This window comes from Shewanella sp. SM95, from assembly GCF_025653595.1.
Taxonomy (GTDB): Bacteria; Pseudomonadota; Gammaproteobacteria; order Enterobacterales; family Shewanellaceae; genus Shewanella; species Shewanella oncorhynchi.
On the sequence record NZ_JAKKSE010000016.1, the window covers coordinates 24,108 to 47,495 of the forward strand.

A 23,388-nucleotide genomic window follows, 5' to 3' on the forward strand; every position below is an offset into this window, starting at 1 on the left:
TAGAGTGTACAAAAAACTAACGATTCTTTGGGGTAAATGTTGGATTGTTTACATCATCAAGCAGCTACGGTTAATCGTATCATGGCTGAATAAAGGTAAAATTGGACATATTAATGGCTATTGAGGCTCCCTGCATTACCCATTTAATGAAGAAACTGTTTTTCGATAAATATCCCTATATACCTGCCTGTTCGGTATCCATACCTCTCGTTCGAGGGATCAACCTGCGGTTTCTCACCTTTCAGACACGCTACCGATCCGCGTGGCGGCCCGAGGCCTTCGGCGTCCGCTTAACGAATGAAACTTTTCATTCGTTGCCTTTCAGACACGCTACCGCCCATAGATTGCGGCTTCTATATTGCCCTTCGCGACGCGAAAACTCATATTTTTCATGTAATAAAACCTCATCATTCTTTATAAAAAGAATTACAAGGCTCCAATCCATTTGAATTTCTAGCGAGTGATATCACCACTCTTGTGGGAAAAACACGCCAAATTATTAATTAGAACAAGACTATCGCAGCCTAAACCAAATAGTCACCTAAACGTCAATGCAGGCCTTAGGCAGCTAAGTTTGCGCATCAACTAAAGATTCATTTTTAACAACATACCAATGACGTTAAGAAGGATAAACGACAATCTTAAAGTCTGGTTACATAAGTTTACTTCAAACCCGAAAGCTTGACTGGCTAATTAACAAGCAATTACAAGTCTATGTTTCAAATTTTAGAGATAAATTAAAATCTTAATGATTTCAATTTTGTAAAAATCCATAAAAATCTTATTATTTAATAACTTAACAAAATTTTATCCATCTCTGGCAAAAAGCCTTAATAATAAGAATAGTCAATTTCCTACAAATATTTCATCTTAATTCTTACAATGAAACTTGTGTCAATTAGTTAACTACAAACTCTTTCAACCGTTTGCTCAGGTACAGTAACCGTCTTTATCTGCCCCATAATGTTAAAAAGAACATGACAACGTTTATTTGGGCATTTTTCTTGAAAAATGCCTTCGAGATCAACAAAGGGCCCATCTGTAAAACGAATTTTTTCCCCCGTTTTTAGCTCTAATTCTTCGGCTAATACTGTTTGGGAAGGCGTTAGTTCTTTCATGCGAATGGCATGGATAATTCTGTCGTCAATGGGCGTCATTTTCTCTTGACAATTAACGATTCGATTCACACCACGAGTAGAATGGACCTGCCTGACACTTGTCTGGCTTGGGTCAAAATTGATGAATAAATAATTTGGAAATAGTGGTACACGACAAACTTGTTTGCGCCCGCGCTGAGATTTCTCTTCAGAGACCATAGGCAAATACGTCTCTAAATTTTGAAGTGCTAAGTTTTGTTGTGCTCTCGCTTCACTACGAGGTTTACAATACAAAAGGTACCATGCCTTCATAAGCTAATCTCACTACCCTATAAATAAGTGATGTCCATTCACGGGTCGCAATCATAGCAAAGATGCTCAAGTCGGTGGAAGTAATTTTTCGACTATTCCAGTCTCTCGCTCGGTATGCATACAATGACACTCACATTAACTAATTCATAATTAAAATCACAACACTATACTGCTGATAATGTCACCACTTAGCTTACCAAAATTGACTTTGGTTGCTTTTAAGGGGTATATAAGGTGGGATTTTAGCGAAAATACTCATTTTACTGCTAAACACATTACTTTTATTATAAGAACGTAACAATAACCCATACGTAACTAGCGGTTATTCAACAATTAATGAATCCTATAGCGGGAATTAATGGTTGAATAAATCTGCAGGCGATATTGGGACGAGCAACAACCATTTTTCTGTGGTGACATCATCCTGTTTCAGGGGCCCACAGGCAATCACGAGCTTAAGGTGGAAGACTTCATGACCGTAGCAAAACCACAAGGAACGATGCTTGGGCATCCCAAGGGATTGTTCCTGCTGTTTACAACAGAACTTTGGGAACGATTTAGTTATTATGCAATGCGTGCCATTTTGGTACTGTATTTAGTTGATCAGGTGGGTAAACAAGGCGGTGGCGGCTTAGGATTTAGCCAAGCTGACGCTTTATCCTTGTATGGTACTTTTACTGCGTTAGTGTATTTAACGCCGCTGATTGGTGGTTGGTTAGCTGATAATTTTCTGGGTCAGCGCAAAGCCATTTATTTTGGTGGTGCGTTAATGGCGGCTGGCCAATTTATGCTAGCTGCGCCTCATGCTTGGTTTCCTGGTATTGAAACGACCATTTTTTATATCGGTTTAGGTACCCTTATTCTGGGTAATGGTTTGTTTAAGCCGAACATTTCCACTATGGTGGGCGATCTCTACGAGGAAGGTGATCACCGTCGCGATGGTGCATTTACTATTTTCTATATGGGAATCAATTTAGGTGCGGCATTATCCGGCTTTATTGTTGCTTGGGCTTATACTAGCTTTGGCCACACTGAAATGGTTAATGGCCAAGAGGTTTTTGTTAATAACTGGCAGGCAGGTTTCTTCTGTGCTGGTATTGGTATGCTGCTATCGCTGGTGATTCAATTTTTATTTGCTCAAAAACTGTTAGGTAACATTGGTACCGTGCCAGCGGCCAAGCTGGAACGTGAACGCCAGGCTAAGCTAGGCAATACCCGTAAAGAACCACTTACTAAAATTGAGCGTGATCGTCTCAAGGTGATTATGGTGCTGGGTTTGTTCACGATTATTTTCTGGGCGGGCTTTGAACAAGCGGGCGGGTTAATGAACTTATTTACCAATGAGTTTACTGACCGTTACATAGGTACTTGGGAAGTGCCCACGACTTATTTCCAATCGCTAAACGCTATTTTTATTGTGTTATTTGCCCCTGTAATTGCTTCTATCTGGATCCGTTTAGGTAAAAATGAACCTAACTCACCAGTGAAATTTGCCTTAGGTTTGTTCTTATTGGCGATTGGCTTCTTGTTCATGATTGGCGCTGTGGTTGAGATGGGTAGCGATCCTACTTCTAAATCAAGCATGTGGTGGTTAGTGGGTGCTTATTTCTTCCATACGATGGGTGAATTATGTTTGTCACCTATTGGCTTGTCTATGGTGACTAAGCTTGCTCCACTGCGTATTGCCTCTTTGATGATGGGTGCTTGGTTCCTGTTTATTGCGATGGCGAACAAGGTTGCTGGGGTCGTAGGCTCTTTGATTGGTCACGGTGGTGGCAAAGAGGAACAACTTGCTAATGCTATGTCAATTTTTGCCGGTATCGCGATTACAGCGGCTCTGTCTGGCGTGATCCTGTATTTTATGGCTGACAAATTAGTCGATTGGATGCATGGTGCAGAAACCAAGCATCATACTGAAGCCGAAGCCTTAGAAAGTGAAATTGCAGTGACGGCTGAACATGAAGCGATAAAACGTTAATAATCCTGTTCGACTGTTTTTTACTGTTAAAACAAAACGCCTTACTCGCAAGAGTAAGGCGTTTTTGTTAAGTCAGCTATTCGGTTACATATTCAATTTCGCCAAAGCATCTAAAAAAACTAAAGGCTTAACTGTAGAAAACCACCTGCGGGTAGCGTTGCATCATAGACTAAGCCCCTAAACTTGTTATCAAGTAAAGCCTGTTTATGCTCAGGCTCACTTGTCGCAATACACAACTGTTCTTGCGGTAAAATACTGCGGAACTGAATGCTCGGTTTACCCCAATCCAACACGCCAAGCTGCAGGCTCTCAGACAGTGCTAACGGGCTTAATCCCTCGTCATTACGCAGATAACAACGCAGCCCCTTACCCGCTTGTGCAATAGCAGCACGGTACTTAGTTAGCTCAATGGCAACATAAATCATATCGGCTTTGATATCGAGACCAGATTTCACTAAACGCTCGTTCAAATAGCTCATCATGTTAAAGGGTTCAATAATGCTTTGACTCTGGCCATTTCGAAAATCTTTAAGCTTCTGATTAACAAAACTTCTCAGCAGAACGCAGGCAAACGCAGCTCGATTATCCTCTGGGTACAAATGGGCCATGTACATAATCAGGTAATCACTACCTACCATAGTTGAATCAATGAAATAACTGCTTATATCGCTATTTTTATAAAGGCTATAGTCAACCTTGGCTGCCGGATAACTAATATTTGAAGCGGGAAAGAGTTGTTGCTGAACTTGTTTTGCCGCAGCAACACTTTGCTCAAGCAATGCTAGATTATCACTTAATTCTTGGTGGGATAGCGCGTCAAAATCTGCGGCTTGAGTATCATCAATGTAGGAACTATGAAGGCTTTGTTTAATGGCTTGTTCAATAATAAATAAATCAGATACTGGCTTAACGAGATAATCACTTGCGCCAATGCGTAAGGCTTCTACGACGTCAGCCATGACATTATTACCCGAGATCACGATAGAAGGTACTAAAGGTGCTAACCTTGTCATTTCCTTAAGCATATCGAGCCCACCGAGCTTAGGCATACTCAAGTCTGCAAGAACAATATCGAAGCGCTGCGATTTAAAAACTGACAATCCTTGTTCTCCATCACAGGCTTGTGTGACTTGCGCACCTCTACTATCGAGAAAGCTTGCAACAATCTGCCTAAACACGGGGTCATCTTCAACTAAAAGAACCGCAACACCATTTAACGCCATAAAGGTTCCCGAATAAAGTTCATCGCATAGCCATTACTCAAGTGAATATGCCAATAACAAAATTTAACAAGGCTAGCATTTGATGACTAAAGACAAATGCTGTCAAGTACGGCCAATAGGGTTACTCAAGCTCCTGCATATACTGATCGAGCAACTCATCATCATCTTGCTTTTGAGGGACATTACCATCATAGACTTTATAGTCCATGTGCTGTAAATATGCATCTTTGACAAAGGCATAAGGATCGAGTGCATTATCAACAAGTCGCTCTTGATCGATTGCTGATGCTCTAGAATGAAGGTTTTTAAGTCCCCATTTAACAATGGATTGCCACATTGTTAACTCCGACAATGGGAAGTATAGACCATCAACCCAATCAGACGCGAGTTCTCGCACAACATAAGGACCCGCAAATGGCGCCATGAAGTAAGGTCCATTAGGCACCCCATAATAACCCAGCACTTCATTAAACTCATCTTGCTTGCGGCTCATACCCATCATGTCAGCGACATCAATGACACCTAATAAGCCGACAGTAGAATTGATTGTAAAGCGTCCACCAGCATTAGCTGCCCAACCCCACTTACCCTGCAGCACATTGTTTACTAAGCTGCTAGGTTCCTCTAAATTCTGCACAAAGTTATTGATACCTGTTTTAGCAGGCGTAGGAATATAATCGTTATAACCATGGGCTACAGGACGATATAAATATCTATCTAGGTAGAGATAGTTGAAGTCCCACATAGCTCGGTTAAAGCCTTCGAACGGATCGCGGGGATCATCATAGGTAATTTGTACCTTAGCAGGTGTTTCCTGCTGAATGGTATCTGGTAGGGATACTTCAGCCGATTGCACTTTAGGCAACAGCATTAACCCCAAAGATAATCCCATCCATTTTAACTTCATATCGCTCTCTTAATATAAATGTACTGTTTAGACATCAAATTTTCGCTAAAGTGACAATACAAAAATGACGATATAAAGATAATTCGTCTTAGTGGCATACTATCCAGTATGACAGTTCCTTTGTCACAAGGCGCATAAGCATACTTGGCAAAAAAAATTGGTCAATTGTTAATTTTACTAAACGAATGTATCGCAGGATAAACTATATAAGGTTATTAAATGGAGTCGATTCCACTTGTCAGCAGTCAAAATTCGCAGTTACACACTGCGATGGCTAACACTGATGCCCTCAATGCTACTCCACGCCCCATTCCAGCTCAGGTGCAAACATCACCTGAAGGAGATAGTATTATTCTAAACGGTACAGAATATAATTTAAAGCTAGTTAATGCTCAACAGCGGCAAATATTGTTGACTGCTAATAGCTTTTTAGTCACGCCCAATGCGCAAAACAGCTCAACTCCAACTACGATAGTGCAAAACTCCACTAGCCAACTGCTTGCGTTAGCTGCACCTCTCGTACTGAAAATCCCTGAGGCAGTGATCAATCTGGCGCAACAAAATGGCATCTCTCAAACGCAGCTTTCAGCGCTCGCGGCTCGCACACAGGGCTATCCATTACCCAACGTCACTATAGTTAACAAGGAGTTTCAATTTGCTAATGGTACCGTTGTAGCACAAGATCCTGGACCCCAGCTGAATCAAGGTGAATTCATCGCTAAAATAGCCTTTCAACAAGGGCGCCCTATTTTATTACTCACCCCAATACAGAGCAAACTCGAAATCATAATTGGGGCGCCAGTAAATGAAACTCAGGTTCCCACAAATAAACCATCTTCTGATCTTGTGATCGCGAAAATTGAACCAGCCCAGATCATTGCCTCCTTTCTAAAAAAACTCGAAAATATCAACTTTCTGCCTGAGCCCACAAAACAAATGGTCACGGCCAAAGTCGATATAATGCAGCTTCAAAATAAAGTAGATGCTCCATCAGCGTCTACTGCGACTGGCTCACAGAATATCTCTAACGCGCAAGTCATAGCGCCAACAACTAAAGACCTAGGTCAGATCAGCACCCAAAACTCAGCCCTTGAAAATCGGCTTGTGGGTCAATCACCAGCATCACAAATGGGTGAAAACGTAAATAGCAAAAACGGGTTACCTCAAAGCTCAAAAACGTCACAAGAAATCCTAAGTGTGAGTCCTACAGACATAAACAAACTTAAGAATATTTTAGGATCCAGTAACCAAAAGAGTGAACAACAAGGCAATGATGCTAAGACTGACACTTCGATAAAAGTGGCCGATGTCTTACAAAAAGCGTTCAATAAAGCGGGGGCACTTCCTATTGAGTTATCTCGTTCTAATAGCAGCTCGAATTTAGCATCTGAGTTATTGAAACACCTACCGCATTTAGGGCTACCACCACTGAGCCAATTGAATGATATCGATGAGCTCAAAGCCAATATTCTCGGTCTAGCGAGTCTAAATCTTGCTACGCCTCAATCAAATCAAGCCTCTATGCTCATGAATGGGAGTGCAATTACCTCACTTTTTCAGCTGCTACTTGGCTTTAAAGCCAATAACAATTCGAATTCCATGAGCAAAAAGCTTGTCGACTACCTTGAGCAGTTACAAGCTAAAGTGGGCTTCTCCACTAAACTACTTGGGCAACTGAGCAAAGCAGGAGGCCTTGATAGCATGGGACTATTAGCCTCTAACCTGCATTTATACCAACAGGCAAGTAATGAGAGCGCAGGCAATTTGGTGTGGTTCTTTGCCCTGCCCTATGGCATTAACCAACGACAGGAGCAACTGGAAGGGAAATTTGAGCAAGAAGCCGATCCTGATGACCCAGATAAAAAAATGGGATGGCGTTTACAACTGAAGTTTAATCTAGCACAAGGACCTCTGCTGATTTCAGCCCAAAACCACAATCAACAATTAGATATCCAGTTTAAAGGCAATAGTCAGATACTACTTAATAAGGTTAATAACTTTTTAACGCCCTTAAGCCAAAAACTATCACAACTGGGTTTTACGCCTGGAGAACTATCAACTCAAATAGCGCAAGTACCAGCAACCTTATTACCTGGTGATCATTTCCTCGTAAAGACAAAAGCTTAATGAGTGACAATGCTCCAACACTAATATTGAGTTCATTATACAAAACATTGGGAATAACGATATGAGCGAAGAGAGTGAACCTAAACAAGCTGTCGCACTCAGCTACGATGGCCGTAACGCTCCTAAAATAGTCGCGACTGGTGAAGGGCTTATCGCAGAAGAAATTATTGCCTTAGCTAAGGCTAACGGCGTTTATATCCATCAAGATCCCCATCTGAGCCATTTTTTGCAATTGCTAGAGTTAGGAGAGGAAATTCCCAAGGAGCTTTACCTGCTTATCGCCGAACTGATTGCATTTGTGTATATGCTCGACGGTAAATTTCCTGAGCAATGGAATAATATGCATAAAAAAATTGTCGAGAAGGCATAAAATAAAAAAGCTAATTCAGAAAAATTAGCTTTTAGTGTTCAATTGGCTACCGATTACTTACGATGCAGACGGATCAACAGCTCGGCTTCAGCTTTAGGTAATTCGCATTCCTTAATCAATTCGTCGACACCAGCACCAAGCGCGACCATCTTCATGGCTCGAGTATAAAGTTTTGCCTGTGGATCCTGTTGAGTCGTCTCTTCAATACGTTCAGACTGTTGCAGTATGCGTTTTTCTAATTCAATAACACGACGGCCTACACCGATTGTGCCACTGCGTAATTCTTGTAATTCGCGTTTAAAAGACTCTCGCTGCCGATCGCCCTCTTTAACTAACACAGTCAATGCCTCAACTTTGCTTCTTAATTTACTCAATTGCTTTTGTAAAAAGAGTACTAACCCTAAGCATGCGATGACATAGACTAACGCTGCGATCAAAAATTCATCGCCCATCAAAAATCCTTATACTCACTCAAAGCCATAGATTAGGAGCTGGCTTACAAGTGAGTTATCTATTACAAAGTGCTCACTTAACGTCACCAATATAATTGGCCATTGTTCAAGCTATAATAAAAAGACTTCGTCTATCCATAAATCGTAAATACTCAACATCATCGATTTATTCGCAAATAAACAAAATGGCTGAATGAATTCTAATCATTCAGCCTTATCACACTCATTGATTAGATCTGAGTCAACTCAGCCCATTCTTCATCGGACAATAATTTGTCGAGATCAACTAGGATAAGTAATTCATTGTCGCGATTGCTCACGCCTTGAATAAACTTAGCACTCTCTTCCGTTCCAACATTAGGCGCATTGTCAATTTCAGAGCGGCGCAAATAAACTACTTCTGCAACACTATCAACTAAAATACCAATGACCTGCTTTTCAGCTTCGATGATAACGATTCGGGTTGAATCATCAACTTCAGCAGACTGTAATCCAAAACGTGAGCGAGTATCAATTACAGTGACAACATTACCACGCAAGTTAATGATGCCTAGAACATAATAGGGGGCACCGGGTACAGGAGCTATTTCAGTATAACGCAGCACTTCCTGCACTTGCATTACGTTGATACCGTAAGTTTCATGGTCCAACTTAAAGGTAACCCATTGTAATACTGCATCATCTTTACTTGCAGCGACTGCTGCTACATTTCTTGTATCTTTCATGTTTACCTCAACCAATTGAGTCCTGACAACCTAAACCCGCATTAAGCATTTCAACTAAGGCTTGTACGTGCAAAATGCCACACATCTGTTCTTTCACTACACCCGCTAACCAAGGGCGTTTACCCGCTTGACTACGCCAGTTGACTTGCGATTTATTAATTTTTACCGCATTGACCAAGGACTCACAAGTCAATCCCCAGTTACTGCCTTCTAATAATACAAGATATTGATAATTTACCGATTGCGCCAGTTTATCTGTGTATTTTTCTGGCATAACCCACGCACAAGTATCAACAATGTTCAATTGCTCCTCCCTATGCGTCTGTACACCAAGAAACCATGCGGGTCGACCAAAGATGTGGTTTATCCGCTCAACTTTTACTATTCCGCCTAAACTCACCAAAGGCACAGCCAATGTCAGCCCTGCTACTTTAAAGAATAGTACCTGAAACTCATCATCGAGCACTTCTTGCAAATCTTTTGTCACACTAGGAGGCGTAATGCCGACTTGTGTTTCTGGCACAACCACTGGCTCAACGATTTCATCAGCAACGGTTTCATTAACAACAGGCTGAGCTTTTGGTACTTCCACCACAACAGGTTGAACATCAATAGGTGGCGCTATCTCTACTGAAGGTGGTATCGGTTCTAACCTTGCAGTCTTTAGTACTGGCGCTAATAATTTCTCTAACGCTTGCTTATTCACTTGAGCTACAACCTGGCTTACCGGAGCAACAAACTCATGCTGTCTTGGCGCCGCTTTTGGCTGCAACTGCGCAATAGGCGTTATGGCCTTCTCTACATTCTGCGGTGCGGCAGTACGACCATTTTCAGCCAAAATTGCCGCATCGAGCAATGCTGCCTCCGTTTGATTAACGGCAACATTTTGATTTGAGTCTGCTTTTACAATGCTTTGAGGGGAAACAATCTGGTTTGGACTGTCGTCTTCCTGCAGCAATAATGCGAAAAAATCAAAAACAGTTTCATCAACCGATTTTGACATGGCCAAACTCCCCAACTAATAAGAAATCTAATAATCTTTCATAGGCTTTAACGCCGCGGCAACCACTCGCATAATGCGATGCTGGTAAATGTGCCAAACTGGCATCTCTAAACTTAGTGTCTACTGGAATAACGTCTTTCCACAAAGTATCACTGTATTCGGCACCAAGAACTTGCAAAGCCGCAGGTGATGCTTTGGTGCGTTTATCGTACATGGTAGGCACAACAGTGTAACTGTAGCGCGTCTTCTTAGATCGGCCCATTAACTCCATCGTTTTAATCATCCGCTCTAGCCCTTTAATGGCAAGAAACTCCGTCTGCACAGGAATAATGATATGCTGACTTGCCGCAAGCGCATTGACCATTAATACCCCGAGTACGGGTGGGCAATCAACGATAGCAACATCATAATCATCAGCAACCAGTGCTAATAAATTACGTAGTACTAATCCCATTCCTTCTTGATGACCTAAGGCTCTGTCTAAGGTAGCCAATGCCATAGTTGCAGGCAATAAATCCAAACCATCGACTAAGGTTGGCACAACATGGGATAAAACGAGTTCCTTAGAAAGGTTTTTATGGGCAAGAAAAACATCAAACAACGAGCCTGGAACCTCTTCAGAATCAATGCCTAAGTAATAACCTAACGAAGCATGTGGATCGGTATCTATCATAAGAACACGCTTGCCACGCTTAGCTAATGTTCCCGCTAAACTCGCTACCGTCGTGGTTTTACCTACGCCACCTTTTTGATTCGCTATGGTCCAGACTTTCAAGAAGTGACCCCTACCTATACTGGTTAATATGCTAATGAACTAGAAAATTGTGAGTTCACAAATTCTAAAAATTACTGCTCTTTTCTGGTCGTGACTCGAATGCCGCCATTGGGCAAACTAATCACTTTGACACCATCGGCATTCTCAGATATCACCACGGGCAGCATCTCTGCATTTTGGGGGGCAATTGTCTGAGAAACAGCTTTAACCTCTTTTTCTGGCGCTTGAAGCTGTTTAGGAATAGAGGATTCCAGATTAGTTTTTTCCTTCGCCGTATCTATTTCAGTATCTGGTTCGCCCAGCAAAGGCGGAATGCTATTTTGTACCGGCTCAGGACCAATCGCTACAGCCTTCTGCTCACCAGGAGCCGCTAATTGCAACATTGCTTTAGTCTGATCGGGATGAGACGCTAACCAAGTTGCAATGGCTTCAGCCTGTTCGTCAGGTACCATTAACAGCACCTGAGTCGATTCCAAACGTTTTATATCCGCCTGCAGCAAACTATTCTTACGCTTGTAATCAAGGCTTAAGGCACCAAGAACCAAAATGGCTATGCCCATCAACAAGATGATGAGCACACTATTTGTGCTCATCGGATATTGGTTTTTAGACACGAACAGACTCTTTTAAAATACATTCGGCCATGTTGTCTAAGGCTATCGACTGGGTGGCAATCCCTGCACTCGCAACGGCTTGTGGCATACCATAAACCACACAACTGGCTTCATCTTGCGCCCAAATGGTAGCGCCTACAGCTTTCAACATACGTGCGCCTTCTCTGCCATCCGCCCCCATGCCAGTTAATACAACAGCAAGCACATCACCACTAAAGGCTTTAGAAGCAGAAGCAAAGGTGATATCCACACAGGGCTTATAATTCATATCAGCACTGCCTGCGATAACTTTTAATCGGCCACTTGCTCCAGTACGTTCAACCATCATTTGCATACCACCTGGCGCTAAATATGCACAACCCGGTTTAAGCAGATCGCCATTAGCGGCCTCTTTTACTTCAATCTTACATAAGCCATTTAAACGACTCGCAAATGCAGGGGTAAAGGCAGCAGGCATATGCTGGATTAATAAAATAGGATGCGGATAGTTTGCTGGAAACTGCGTGAGTATTTTTTGCAGCGCAACCGGACCACCAGTAGATGTACCGATCAGCAATAATTTATACTGTTTACCACTTGCACGAATCGTCGTTGCCGTTGAGGTTCTAGCAGGAGCTGCGACAGGCGTATGAGCCGATATACTCGTTGTACCTAAAACGCTACCTGTTGGACGCACACTAGGTGTTGGCGCAACCACAGGACGTGCAATCGGACGAAACATTCTGCGTCGTCCCAATGCCTTAACTCTTTGTTGCAACAATAAAATGGCATCATCTTTGTTGGTCGCAATATCTTCAAAACGTTTAGGCAGAAAATCTAATGCACCAGCATCTAAAGCGTCTAACGTTGCTTTAGCGCCATCATGGGTTAAAGAAGAAAACATCAAGATCGGAGTCGGACACTTAGCCATGATTTCACGAACAGCAGTAATACCATCCATGACAGGCATCTCAATATCCATAGTAATAACTTGGGGATTAAGCTCAGCAGCCAACTTCACCGCTTCGGCCCCATTTGAGGCCGTCGCGATAACTTCCAGTTCAGGATCTTGATTGACTATTTCACTAACACGTCGTCTGAAAAAACTTGAGTCATCAACGACTAATACTTTAATGGCCATTCCATTCCTTAGCTTGGAAACTAATTCTTACTTTTCGCATAATGCTTTAGCAATCCAGGAACATCTAAGATCAGTGCAATACCACCATCCGATGTAATTGTCGCACCAGCCATCCCAGGTGTGCCATGTAACATAGCGCCAAGAGGTTTAATAACGACTTCTTCTTGTCCTATTAAGGCATCCACTACAAAACCAATTTGCATCATGCCTAATTGCACGATAACCACATGACCATGCTTTTTATCGCCATGTTTAAAGGTGGTTTTGTTTCTATGTAGCCAGTGTTCCAAATAGAACAAAGGTACGGCCTTATTACGCACTATGACAGTCAGTTGCCCATCAACAATATTGGTTTTTGTGAGATCGAGATGGAAAATCTCATTCACGCTAGATAGAGGTAATGCAAACACTTGTTTAGCGACATCGACCATTAAGGTTGGCATAATCGCCAGTGTTAGCGGTACTTTAATCTCAAGTATCGTTCCCTTACCTTTCATGGAATCAATATGTACAGTGCCATTCAGCTGGGTGATACGAGTTTTTACCACGTCCATCCCAACACCACGGCCTGAAATATCTGAAATCTCAACTTTAGTTGAAAAACCTGGTGCAAAAATCAAATTATAGGCTTCGCTGTCTGTCATCCGCGAAGCAGAATCTTCATCGAGCACACCACGGTTTATGGCAATTTTTTTGAGTTTTTCAGGATCCATGCCTGCGCCATCGTCTTCGATTTTCAGCAGTATATGGTCGCCTTCCTGACTTGCAGATAAGGTAATCGTTCCCGTTCTTGGCTTACCACTAGCTTCACGCTCGTTTGGCATCTCGATACCATGGTCCACAGAGTTACGCACTAAGTGGACGAGTGGATCGGCAAGCGCTTCAACGAGGTTTTTATCTAAGTCAGTTTCTTCACCGACCATGATCAAATCAATTTCTTTGTTTAGTGTACGAGCAAGATCACGTACCACCCGAGGGAAACGACCAAACACTTTCTTGATCGGTTGCATACGGGTTTTCATCACAGCGCCTTGCAAATCGGCAGTAACGAGATCTAAGTTCGCGAGAGCTTTCGACATCTCCTCATCATCACGGCTGATGCCTAAGCTCACCAATCGATTACGCACTAACACTAACTCACCCACCATATTCATGATCTGGTCGAGTCGTGCAGTATCTACACGTACCGTTGTTTCACCCTGAGGCACATTCGCAGAGCTAGCCTTAGCAGGTGCTTTATCGACAACCGCAATTTCCACCTTAGGTTTTGCAGCAACGACTGGGGCAGGAGCTGGTACTGCGGCTTTTACTGGCGCAGGAGCATGTGGTGCAGCAGTAGGTGCTACAGTCGAAACAGGGGGCGTAGGCGCTTTTACTTCAGCTTTCGCAGGTGCTCCGCCTTTCCCATGGAGTTCATCGAGTAATCGCTCAAACTCATCATCGGTAATTTCATCAGCATCTACAATCGGTTGAGGCGCAGGTGTTGCCACAACCTTAGGCTTAACAGGCACTTCAGCCTCAGCTTTAAATTTACCTGAGCCATGAAGTTCATCCAGTAACGCCTCGAACTCATCATCAGTGATGTCATCACCTGATGTTGAAGGTGTTTTAATTGGTGCAGCAGGCTTGACAGCAACAGGCTCAGATACAAATGTGGTAGCAGCGACCGCAGGTCCCTTTCCTGAACCATGAAGCGCATCCAATAAAGCTTCAAATTCAGCATCATTGATATCATCGATACTTGAAGACGTATTTTCAATGGAAGATGAGTTATCACTTATGTCAGCAGGGATTTCTTGAAGGGTAGGAGTATCAATAATGACTTCAACAACAGGTTCTGGCTCTACAACCTTGGCAGAAGCGACTTCAGATGGCAAAGGCGCACCTGAACTGAGCATTTTAAGTCTCGCTAACAAACCTGAATCGGCGGGGTCTTGTTGCTCGCCCTGCTGGGTTTGCGCAAACATGGTATTAATTGCATCAACAGCCTGCAAAATAATATCCATCAACTCTGCGTTAACGCTACGCTTGCCTGTCCGCAATAAATCGAAGGTATTCTCAGCCTCATGACAAACATCAACCATGGGAGTTAAGCTAAGAAAGCCAGCACCACCTTTAACGGTATGAAAACCTCGGAAAATGGCGTTCAGCAAGTTAGTATCATCAGGATTATTTTCAAGCGCAACGAGTTGCTCTTGCAGAAGCTCTAAAATTTCACCGGCTTCGATTAAAAAGTCCTGGAGTATCTCTTCATCTACATCAAAGGCCATCAAATTGACTCCCAGTTAGAAACCCAGACTCGATAGAAGATCATCCACTTCGTCTTGACCCGTTACCACATCTTGACGAAGCTCGGCATTCATTATCGGGCCTTCTGCTTCAATATTATTTTTCTGAGCAATCTGACTTTCAATCATAGGTTGCTCACCAAATACCGTCAGCATAGAAACCAGATTACTTTCTACTTCCATTACTAGATCAATAACACGACGTATTATTTGTCCTGTTAAGTCTTGAAAATCTTGCGCCATCAAAATTTGATTAAGCAATTCACGTAATCGAGTCGAGTCATTTGCACTACGAGACATAAGGTCTTGTACATCGTGACAAAGGCCCTTAAATTCAGTCAGCGCTATCTCGCGTCGCATTAATCTGTCCCAAGATGGCATGACATTTTGAATATTTACGGTCACGGCATTAGCCAAAGGTAAACATTCTTCAACCGCATCCATGGTTTTATTTGCAGCTTGTTCGGTCATGTCAATAACGTAATTTAAACGTTGCTTGGCATCGGGGATCTCTGTATTGGCTAATTCAGCAAGACGATTATCAACTTGAAAATCCATCAGCGCACTATGAAGTTGCCGAGTTAATTTACCTACTTCTTCGAATAATTCTCGTTGCAGTGGAGCAGCAAGCTCCCGAAATAAATCATCTGCCTGACTTTGCTCACATGCACTTAATAATTCAACTAAATGCTGAGCTTGCTCGAGCGTGATGAGCCCTGATGTTTGTGACTTCATAGCTCATCCTTGCTCAAGCGAGTCGTTCGAATATTTTATCTAACTTCTCTTTCAGCGTTGCAGCGGTAAAAGGCTTAACCACATAACCATTCACTCCCGCTTGAGCGGCAGCAATAATCTGTTCACGTTTTGCTTCAGCAGTTACCATTAATACGGGTAAATGCTTTAGCGAATCATCAGCGCGAATTGCTTTTAACAGATCGATTCCTTGCATACCAGGCATATTCCAATCTGTAACAACAAAATCAAAATCCCCCTTTTGCAACATCGGCAGGGCTGTTGAGCCATCGTCTGCTTCTTGGGTGTTATTAAACCCCAAGTCTCGCAACAAGTTCTTGATGATACGCCTCATTGTCGAAAAATCGTCAACAATGAGAATCTTCATATTCTTGTCCAAGGTTTCCTCCGGTGAGCTGACATTCTGTGCTCGATTAATAATTATACTTATGTCCAGTGCTTGAGTTTAGCTTTCAATCGCAACATTGCCTGACTTAATATCTGGCTAACCCGCGATTCACTGACTTCAAGAATGGCGCCAATCTCTTTTAAATTCAATGCTTCATCGTAGTACAGGGATAACACTAATGCATCTCTTTCAGGCAATAATTTAATTGCCTCAACCAGAGCAGAATGAAATTGGTTCTCAGCTAATGCTTCAAATGAATCATCATCGGACCGATCACTCACTGTAAGTATATCCTGAGATACGCCTAAATCTTCTATCCCTATGATTTTTCCGACAGAAACATCGTTAAGAATATGATGGTACTCATCGAGCGTCATATCAAGTTTTTCTGCAATTTCTGTGTCGCGTGCATCACGGCCCAGTTCTTGCTCTAACTCATCAATAGCGTGTGCAACCTTACGATTGTTACGATGAACGGAACGAGGGACCCAGTCGCCACGACGAATTTCATCTAACATGGCTCCACGTATGCGTATGCCGGCGAAGGTTTCAAATTTCGCACCCTTGCCACCATCAAACTTGGATGATGCTTCTAGTAACCCCATCATCCCAGCTTGGAGTAAATCATCTAACTGCACAGATGCAGGTAGTCTGGCGAGTAAATGATGCGCAATTCTTTTAACCAACGGAGCATACTGTTCAACGATCGACGATTTATTGTCTAAACAAGTATACGCAGCGGCTTTATTCACTCGTTTTTTCCTCTTGAAAATCTGGTCGTTGTACTAAACGCTCAACGAAAAACTCCAAATGCCCACCAGGTTGCTGCGGCACAGGCCAGCTCAAAATTTTATTTGCCAATCCTTGATACGCAATCGCCGCTGGTGATTTAGGATAAGCTTCAACCACCAATTTTTGTTTACGAACTGATTTACGTAAGTTTTCGTCAAATGGAATCGTGGCGACTAATTCAAGTGCAACATCTAAAAATCTGTCGGTCACTTTACTGAGTTTAGCAAATAATTCCATACCTTCGCGTAAACTACGCACCATATTGGCAACTATTTTAAAACGGAACACGCCATGCTCACGGCTGAGAATTTTAATCAGGGCGTAGGCATCGGTAATCGAAGTGGGTTCATCACAAACAACGACTAGCACATCCTGCGAAGCACGTGAGAAACTGAGCACCATATCTGAGATCCCAGCAGCAGTATCTACGACTAGAATATCAAACTGAGTCCGCATCTCACTAAATGCACGGATTAATCCAGCATGTTGCGCTGGGCTTAATTCCACCATCCCCTGTGTTCCTGAGGTGGCAGGTACTATGCCTATCCCCTTAGGACCACGCACGATAATATCGTCAAGCTCTGCATCACCAGAGAGAACATGAGAGAGGTTACGCTCGGCACGAATACCCAGCATGACGTCGACGTTTGCTAAGCCAAGGTCAGCGTCAAGTACCAAGACACGCTTGCCTTTTTCGGCTAATGCCACAGCAGTATTAATAGAAACGCTGGTTTTACCCACGCCTCCTTTACCACCAGTGACCGCGATTACTTTCACTTTTTCGTTATAGGGTTGATTCATCATACGTAAACCACTTGCTTGATCCAGGGTCATAAATCTACTCAAATGCACAGGCCATATTATCTGACCACGCTGTGTCTTGTAATGATTGTTGTTCTGTACTATCTAACGCTGCGAGTGCCTGCTGGGCTAAATCTAGGGTATCCGCAACTTTCATATCTTCAGGAACTCTTTGTCCATCAGTAATATAACTTAATGGTAATCCGTTTTGGATCAACACACTTAATGCCCCTGCTAACGACACAGATTCATCGAGTTTTGTGAGAACGACACCAGATAGGGGAATGCGTTTAAAATGATTGACTGCATCTTGCAGCACACGGCGCTGCCCTGTCGCAGACAGTACCAGATAACTGCGGATAGGTATCCTGCTATTTGCAGTTAAATTATCAAGTTGCTGGTAAAGGCGCATATCTCGCTGTCCCATGCCAGCCGTATCTATCAATACTAGCTTGCGATTCCTAAACTGATAGAGAATTTGCTCTAATTCATTTAGATCATGAGCTTGCTTTACTGGGCAGCCCATTATTTTGCCATAAGTTGCTAATTGCTCATAGGCTCCGATGCGATAATGATCTGTGGTAATTAAAGCAACATGTTCAGCACCATGATGTGCCGCAAAACGGGCAGCAAGTTTAGCTAATGACGTTGTTTTACCAACGCCAGTAGGGCCAACTAATGCAACCACCCCGCCCTGTTTCACAATGTCATCACCCTGATTGTCAAGCATATTAGCAAGACTTTGTGGTAATGCTCTGACTAATTCAGCCGGCGTATAATGCTGACTCAGCGCGGCTAATTTATTCGCAACCGCAGGGGAGAATTCAGCCTCAAGCAATTTGGCTTCGAGCATAGCACCGACGGGATCGATGCGTTTTTTATGTTCCGTCATCAAGGAGGATACTTGATGTGTCAATAAATTACGCAGTGATGCTAATTCATCACGCATAGCCTCAATATCAGCACTTTGTTTCTGTGATGTTTGTGGCTTTTTATCAAACGAGGAAGGTGCTTCACGACGTTCTGGTTTCACAGCAGTAGGGGCTTGTAAGCCCTTAGCCCATGCAGGTAACTCGGCATCAACTTGCTGATGTGACATTTGTTGATTCAAACGGCTTTGCTGCTTCTCAAGTAAGGCTTGTAATGAGTCTGCAGGTGCGGCTGGCTTAGCGCGAGTTTCTACACGAACTGGCTGCTTAGCACCCAGGGACACGAGATCGTCGCTCACGTCCATAAAGGTCGGTGCTGGCGCAGTGGCTGCAGTTTTCGCTTTAGGTTCGTCATAGTCAACGGCAGCGACAATTTCGATGCCACCGTTCACTTTTTTATTTGACATAATGACGGCATCTGAGCCGAGTGTTTCTTTCACTTGGGCCAGTGCGGCGCGCATGTCTTTGGCAAAAAATCGTTTAATCTTCACTTATGCGTCCTCTACTGGCCGACTGCAGATACGATACGTATTTGCTTCTCATCAGGTATTTCTTGATATGAAATGACTCTGAGATTAGGAATAGTATGTTTAACAAAGCGTGACAGCGTCGCGCGTAACATACCTGACGTCAACAATATGGCGGGTTGTCCGACCATTTCTTGCTTCTGAGCCGCATCGGCAAGGGACTGCTGCATGCGTTCTGCAAGACCGGGTTCAATATTAGGACCATCACCACCGGTTGCTTGCATTGACTGATGCAACATCTGTTCCAACTCTGGCGCCAAAGTAATGACGGGGATTTCGAGCTCTGGGCCTGAGATTTCCTGAACTATCATACGTTTCAAAGCGATACGTACAGCGGCAGTCAAGACTTCAGTGTCATTGCTCTTAGTGCCATATTCTAACAAAGTTTGCACTATAGTACGCAAGTCTCTAACTGAAACCCCTTCATTTAATAGGTTCTGCATCACTTTTACGACATGTCCTAGTGGCATGATATCTGGAATAAAGCCATCAACCAGCTTAGGTGAGTGTTTCGCAAGCATATCCATCAGTTGTTGCACTTCTTCGTAACCTAACAACTTAGCAGCATTATTTGTGAGTAATTGACTAATATGAGTTGCAACAACAGTAGCGGCATCGACGACGGTATAACCTAATGTTTGTGCGTGCTCACGTAACTCAGGAGCGATCCATACCGCTTCTAGGCCAAAGGCGGGATCGCGCGTTTCGATACCATCGAGTTTGCCATAGACTTGACCAGGGTTGATCGCCAATTCGCAATCATGACGAATATCAGCCTCTCCGACGACGACGCCCATTAATGAAATGCGATACGCATTAGGCGATAAATCTAAGTTATCGCGAATATGCACCGCGGGCACTAAGAAGCCTAATTCCTGAGACAACTTTTTACGCACGCCTTTAATGCGGCTTAGTAACTCGCCACCTTGGCCCTTGTCTACCAGAGGGATCAAACGATATCCAACCTCAAGACCAATAGTATCAACATGATGTACATCGTCCCAACCTAGCTCTTTAGGCTCTTTATCTTGTCTTTCTATTGGACCCGATTTCACTTGTTCTAGCGCTTTAAGACGTTTGTTTTCATTTCGTTTATAAACAAAATAAGCTGCACCAGCAGTCATAAAGGCAAAGCTTAAAAACGCCATGTGCGGCATACCAGGAACAATACCCATTACAAACAGGACTCCGGCGGCGATACCCAATGACTTATGACTGTCAAACATCTGACTCATCATCATTTGGCCCATATCACCTGACTCGTTTTGACGAGTCACCATCAAGGCTGCGGCGATTGACAATAATAGACCAGGGATCTGCGCCACTAAACCATCACCGATAGTCAGTAAGGTATAAATTTCAACCGCTTCAGAGAAACTTAAGCCATGCTGCACAATCCCTATGATGAAACCACCTACGATGTTGATCACTAAGATCATGATACCGGCAATCGCATCCCCTTTAACGAATTTGGACGCACCGTCCATCGCACCATAGAAATCGGCTTCACGGGTCACTTCGGCACGGCGTATTCTCGCTTGGTCTTGATTTAAGGTTCCAGCATTTAAGTCAGCATCGATTGCCATTTGCTTACCAGGCATAGCATCCAAGGTAAAGCGGGCGCTAACTTCTGCGATACGACCTGCACCTTTAGTAACTACCGCAAAGTTGATGATAATCAAAATGATAAAGACCACTAGACCAACGGCATAGTTACCACCGATCACCACAGAACCGAAGGCTTCAATCACCTTACCCGCTGCATCACCGCCATTATGACCCTCAAGTAAAACCACACGAGTAGAGGCAACGTTGAGCGCAAGACGTAATAATGTCGCCACCAGTAACACAGTTGGGAAGGCAGCAAAATCTAAGGGTCTATCGGTATAAATAGCCACCAGCAATACGATGAGAGCTAACGCAATGTTGAATGAAAAGAGTATGTCTAATAGAAATGGAGGGATAGGTAAAACAATCATGGCCAATGCAGCAAGCACAACCACCGGCGTGCCAATGCCTTTAAAAGTGCTGAGCCTAATTTGTTTTACTTGACCAAGAGTCGCTTTAACATCCATTCGCTATAACCTAAACTTTGACGTGTAATAGCATGAAGCAAAAAACGCGCCAACAAGATTAAAGCCATTAATGAAGGAAAAATATGTACTGTGACTGATTGATATACATAAAATTAGCCATAAAAAACAAATGAACTCGACATCATCAGCTTTGCCAATGACTACCATCTGAGACTAGTCGTTCAATATTTCAATTCATCTGGTATAGGTTGATTGAGTGGGACAGGAATAGGTTTACGGCCGCGTCCTTTTTGATATTGGCGCAGCTGGAATACATAAGCCAAAATCTGTGCGACAGCAGTAAACAAACCTTCAGGGATCTGCTGGTCTAACTTAGTCGTATGGTAAATAGCCCTTGCAAGTGGTGGGGCCGAGACAATCGCAATATTGTGCGCGCGGGCAATCTCACGTATTTTAAAGGCCACATCATCAACACCTTTCGCTATCACAAAGGGAGCCGCAGAGCGCTGCACATCGTATTTAATCGCAACGGCAAAATGCTCAGGGTTAACGACAATCACATCGGCATTTGGCACTTCAGCCATCATACGCCTTTGTGCTAGTTCACGTTGCATCTGCCGTATATGCCCTTTCACCTCAGGTTTACCCTCAGTGTCTTTATATTCATCTTTTACTTCTTGTTTGGTCATCTTAAGTTGCTTGTTGTGATTCCAAATTTGGAACGGCACATCGATGACGACAATAAACAAAATCGAGGAACATAACAGGATAAACATCCAAACCAACAAATCTAATGCATGGTAAACATTACCAGGAAGATGGTCGCTAGACAGCAACATGATGTCATTGAAATAGAAGCTTAATAAAAAATAAGCAGAAAACGCTACTACCGAAAATTTAGCAATGCCTTTGGTGAGTTCAACCAGAGCCTGCACGCCAAACATGCGTTTAAAACCAGCAAGGGGACTCATTTTACTGGCTTTTGGCATCATAGCTTGGGTCGAAAAATTGATCCCTCCAAGAGAGACGTTACCAATAAACGCAACCACCACAATCAGTAGCATAATTTTAGCCATGGGCCAGGCTATTTCACTCGCAACAACACCCCACACTTTGAACATTTCATTAGTATCAAAAATTTGCGCCCTATCCATGGTAAATACAATTTCAAACACCCGAGTTAGGCTAATGGCCAAACTTGGGCCTAGCATATAAAACCCACATGCCGCCGAAATCAATACCGCTGCAGTGCCGAGTTCTTTCGAACGTGCAATTTGTCCTTTTTCTCGCGCCTGTTCTAAACGCCTCCCCGTGGGTTCCTCTGTACGTTCGCCACTTGATTCTTCAGCCATGGGCTTCTCCTAATCCCATCATATCAAGCCATCAGCGTTACATTGGAGCGCTAACATATCGCAAAGCAACACTTGAGCCGTCGACCATACTTCATCGAAGTGTGCCATTACCGGTGTTAGGGTTAACCACAGAATAAACAGTCCACCAATCATAGTGATCGGAAAACCAATAGAGAAAATATTCAATTGCGGCGCGGCGCGGGTCATGACCCCGAAGGACAAGTTGACTAATAACAAGGCAATAATCGCAGATATCGACATAGTGAGTGCCGCACCAAACATATACGACCCCCAATCAGCCAGTGATCGATAACTTGTGAGTGTTAAGCCTTGATTAGAAATTGGCAAAGTTTCAAAGCTTGCCACTAGCATACGGATCATCAAAAGATGGCCGTCCACAGCTAAGAAAATCAATGTCGCCAATAAAAGGAAAAAGTTACCAATAACGGGTGTTTGTTGGCCAGAACCTGGGTCAACCATAGAGGCAAAGCCTAAACTGGTCTGCATACCAATGATCTGTCCAGTGAGCACAAAGACTTGCATTACCATTTGAGTCACAAACCCCATGGCAACACCGATAATAATTTGCTGCGCGGTGATGAATACTGCGCTTAACGAAAATAAATCCACATTTTGAGTTGGAGGAAGAACGGGTGCTATCGCAAAGGTAATTGCCATCGCCAATAATAAGCGCACTCGTGTTGGTGTCGTTGCCGCCCCAAATACCACCATGACCATCAACATACTCGCGACGCGAAACAATGGCCAAATATAAGCGGCAATGGTTTGCATTAAGGTATCGAGCAGCAGCTCCATCGC

General features: G+C 43.3%; 21 protein-coding genes. 3 read left to right on the forward strand and 18 right to left on the reverse strand.

Translation table 11 applies throughout. The features are described 5' to 3' along the window. Positions 1–902 precede the first annotated feature (902 nt). The gene (gene rfaH, locus L5M29_RS16290) at positions 903–1,409 is read right to left on the reverse strand and encodes a transcription/translation regulatory transformer protein RfaH (protein WP_105251953.1); all 507 of its coding nucleotides are present in this window, start codon (positions 1,407–1,409) and stop codon (positions 903–905) included. A gap of 472 nt (positions 1,410–1,881) precedes the next feature. On the opposite strand from rfaH, the gene L5M29_RS16295 reads away from it, so the two are divergent. Next, positions 1,882–3,387 (forward strand): peptide MFS transporter, encoded by a 1,506-nt coding sequence (locus tag L5M29_RS16295; RefSeq protein ID WP_263168821.1) that lies wholly within the window; start codon positions 1,882–1,884, stop codon positions 3,385–3,387. 119 nt (positions 3,388–3,506) lie between these two features. Here the strand turns inward: L5M29_RS16295 and L5M29_RS16300 are convergent, their stop codons facing one another. Both L5M29_RS16300 and L5M29_RS16305 read right to left on the reverse strand, forming a co-directional pair. Next, complete coding sequence (locus tag L5M29_RS16300; protein WP_263168823.1) at positions 3,507–4,610, reverse strand: response regulator; 1,104 nt, start codon at positions 4,608–4,610, stop codon at positions 3,507–3,509. Between the two features lie 121 nt (positions 4,611–4,731). After that, positions 4,732–5,517: a VacJ family lipoprotein gene (locus L5M29_RS16305; RefSeq protein WP_219233968.1), complete on the reverse strand. Its 786-nt coding sequence runs from the start codon at positions 5,515–5,517 to the stop codon at positions 4,732–4,734. 219 nt (positions 5,518–5,736) lie between these two features. On the opposite strand from L5M29_RS16305, the gene L5M29_RS16310 reads away from it, so the two are divergent. Together L5M29_RS16310 and L5M29_RS16315 are read left to right on the forward strand one after the other, a co-directional pair. Continuing rightward, on the forward strand, positions 5,737–7,644 hold the full coding sequence (locus L5M29_RS16310) for a hypothetical protein (RefSeq protein ID WP_263168826.1): 1,908 nt from the start codon (positions 5,737–5,739) through the stop codon (positions 7,642–7,644). Positions 7,645–7,705: 61 nt separating this feature from the next. Then, the gene (locus L5M29_RS16315; protein ID WP_028761167.1) at positions 7,706–8,014 is read left to right on the forward strand and encodes an EscU/YscU/HrcU family type III secretion system export apparatus switch protein; all 309 of its coding nucleotides are present in this window, start codon (positions 7,706–7,708) and stop codon (positions 8,012–8,014) included. Between the two features lie 53 nt (positions 8,015–8,067). Here L5M29_RS16315 and L5M29_RS16320 read toward each other — a convergent pair whose 3' ends face one another. The 15 genes from L5M29_RS16320 to fliR all read right to left on the reverse strand — a co-directional run bounded on the left by L5M29_RS16320 (position 8,068) and on the right by fliR (position 23,385). Beyond that, positions 8,068–8,466, reverse strand: a complete 399-nt coding sequence (locus L5M29_RS16320) for a DUF2802 domain-containing protein (protein ID WP_028761168.1) — start codon at positions 8,464–8,466, stop codon at positions 8,068–8,070. 230 nt (positions 8,467–8,696) lie between these two features. Beyond that, positions 8,697–9,191 (reverse strand): chemotaxis protein CheW, encoded by a 495-nt coding sequence (locus tag L5M29_RS16325; RefSeq protein WP_006082380.1) that lies wholly within the window; start codon positions 9,189–9,191, stop codon positions 8,697–8,699. Positions 9,192–9,198: 7 nt separating this feature from the next. After that, positions 9,199–10,194 carry a chemotaxis protein CheW gene (locus L5M29_RS16330; protein ID WP_105251948.1) on the reverse strand — a complete coding sequence of 332 codons (996 nt, stop codon included), beginning with the start codon at positions 10,192–10,194 and terminating at the stop codon, positions 9,199–9,201. Further along, positions 10,178–10,969, reverse strand: a complete 792-nt coding sequence (locus L5M29_RS16335) for a ParA family protein (RefSeq protein ID WP_028761170.1) — start codon at positions 10,967–10,969, stop codon at positions 10,178–10,180. The genes L5M29_RS16330 and L5M29_RS16335 overlap by 17 nt, the downstream gene beginning before the upstream one ends. A gap of 71 nt (positions 10,970–11,040) precedes the next feature. Further along, complete coding sequence (locus L5M29_RS16340; RefSeq protein WP_198572674.1) at positions 11,041–11,562, reverse strand: membrane anchored protein in chemotaxis locus; 522 nt, start codon at positions 11,560–11,562, stop codon at positions 11,041–11,043. 13 nt (positions 11,563–11,575) lie between these two features. After that, a complete protein-coding gene (locus L5M29_RS16345; RefSeq protein ID WP_263168828.1) occupies positions 11,576–12,703 on the reverse strand; it encodes a chemotaxis response regulator protein-glutamate methylesterase in 1,128 nt (375 codons plus the stop codon). A 20-nt stretch (positions 12,704–12,723) separates the two neighbouring features. Next, positions 12,724–14,973 carry a chemotaxis protein CheA gene (locus L5M29_RS16350; protein ID WP_131523093.1) on the reverse strand — a complete coding sequence of 750 codons (2,250 nt, stop codon included), beginning with the start codon at positions 14,971–14,973 and terminating at the stop codon, positions 12,724–12,726. A gap of 15 nt (positions 14,974–14,988) precedes the next feature. After that, positions 14,989–15,726, reverse strand: coding sequence for a protein phosphatase CheZ (locus tag L5M29_RS16355; RefSeq protein WP_263168832.1), 738 nt, complete (start codon positions 15,724–15,726; stop codon positions 14,989–14,991). 13 nt (positions 15,727–15,739) lie between these two features. Continuing rightward, entirely contained in the window at positions 15,740–16,123 is a 384-nt protein-coding gene (gene cheY, locus L5M29_RS16360) for a chemotaxis response regulator CheY (RefSeq protein WP_007649667.1), read from the reverse strand. Between the two features lie 47 nt (positions 16,124–16,170). Next, positions 16,171–16,884 (reverse strand): RNA polymerase sigma factor FliA, encoded by a 714-nt coding sequence (locus L5M29_RS16365; RefSeq protein ID WP_028761175.1) that lies wholly within the window; start codon positions 16,882–16,884, stop codon positions 16,171–16,173. Then, positions 16,877–17,758: a MinD/ParA family protein gene (locus L5M29_RS16370; protein ID WP_006082389.1), complete on the reverse strand. Its 882-nt coding sequence runs from the start codon at positions 17,756–17,758 to the stop codon at positions 16,877–16,879. Before L5M29_RS16370 ends, L5M29_RS16365 begins: the two co-directional genes overlap by 8 nt. Before the next feature lie 4 nt (positions 17,759–17,762). Beyond that, a complete protein-coding gene (flhF, locus tag L5M29_RS16375) occupies positions 17,763–19,145 on the reverse strand; it encodes a flagellar biosynthesis protein FlhF (protein ID WP_131523092.1) in 1,383 nt (460 codons plus the stop codon). Between the two features lie 11 nt (positions 19,146–19,156). Continuing rightward, positions 19,157–21,256, reverse strand: coding sequence for a flagellar biosynthesis protein FlhA (gene flhA, locus L5M29_RS16380; RefSeq protein ID WP_028761177.1), 2,100 nt, complete (start codon positions 21,254–21,256; stop codon positions 19,157–19,159). A gap of 182 nt (positions 21,257–21,438) precedes the next feature. Beyond that, positions 21,439–22,569 carry a flagellar biosynthesis protein FlhB gene (flhB, locus tag L5M29_RS16385; RefSeq protein WP_198572623.1) on the reverse strand — a complete coding sequence of 377 codons (1,131 nt, stop codon included), beginning with the start codon at positions 22,567–22,569 and terminating at the stop codon, positions 21,439–21,441. An 18-nt stretch (positions 22,570–22,587) separates the two neighbouring features. Next, positions 22,588–23,385: a flagellar biosynthetic protein FliR gene (fliR, locus tag L5M29_RS16390; protein WP_028761179.1), complete on the reverse strand. Its 798-nt coding sequence runs from the start codon at positions 23,383–23,385 to the stop codon at positions 22,588–22,590. Between the last annotated feature and the right edge of the window lie 3 nt (positions 23,386–23,388).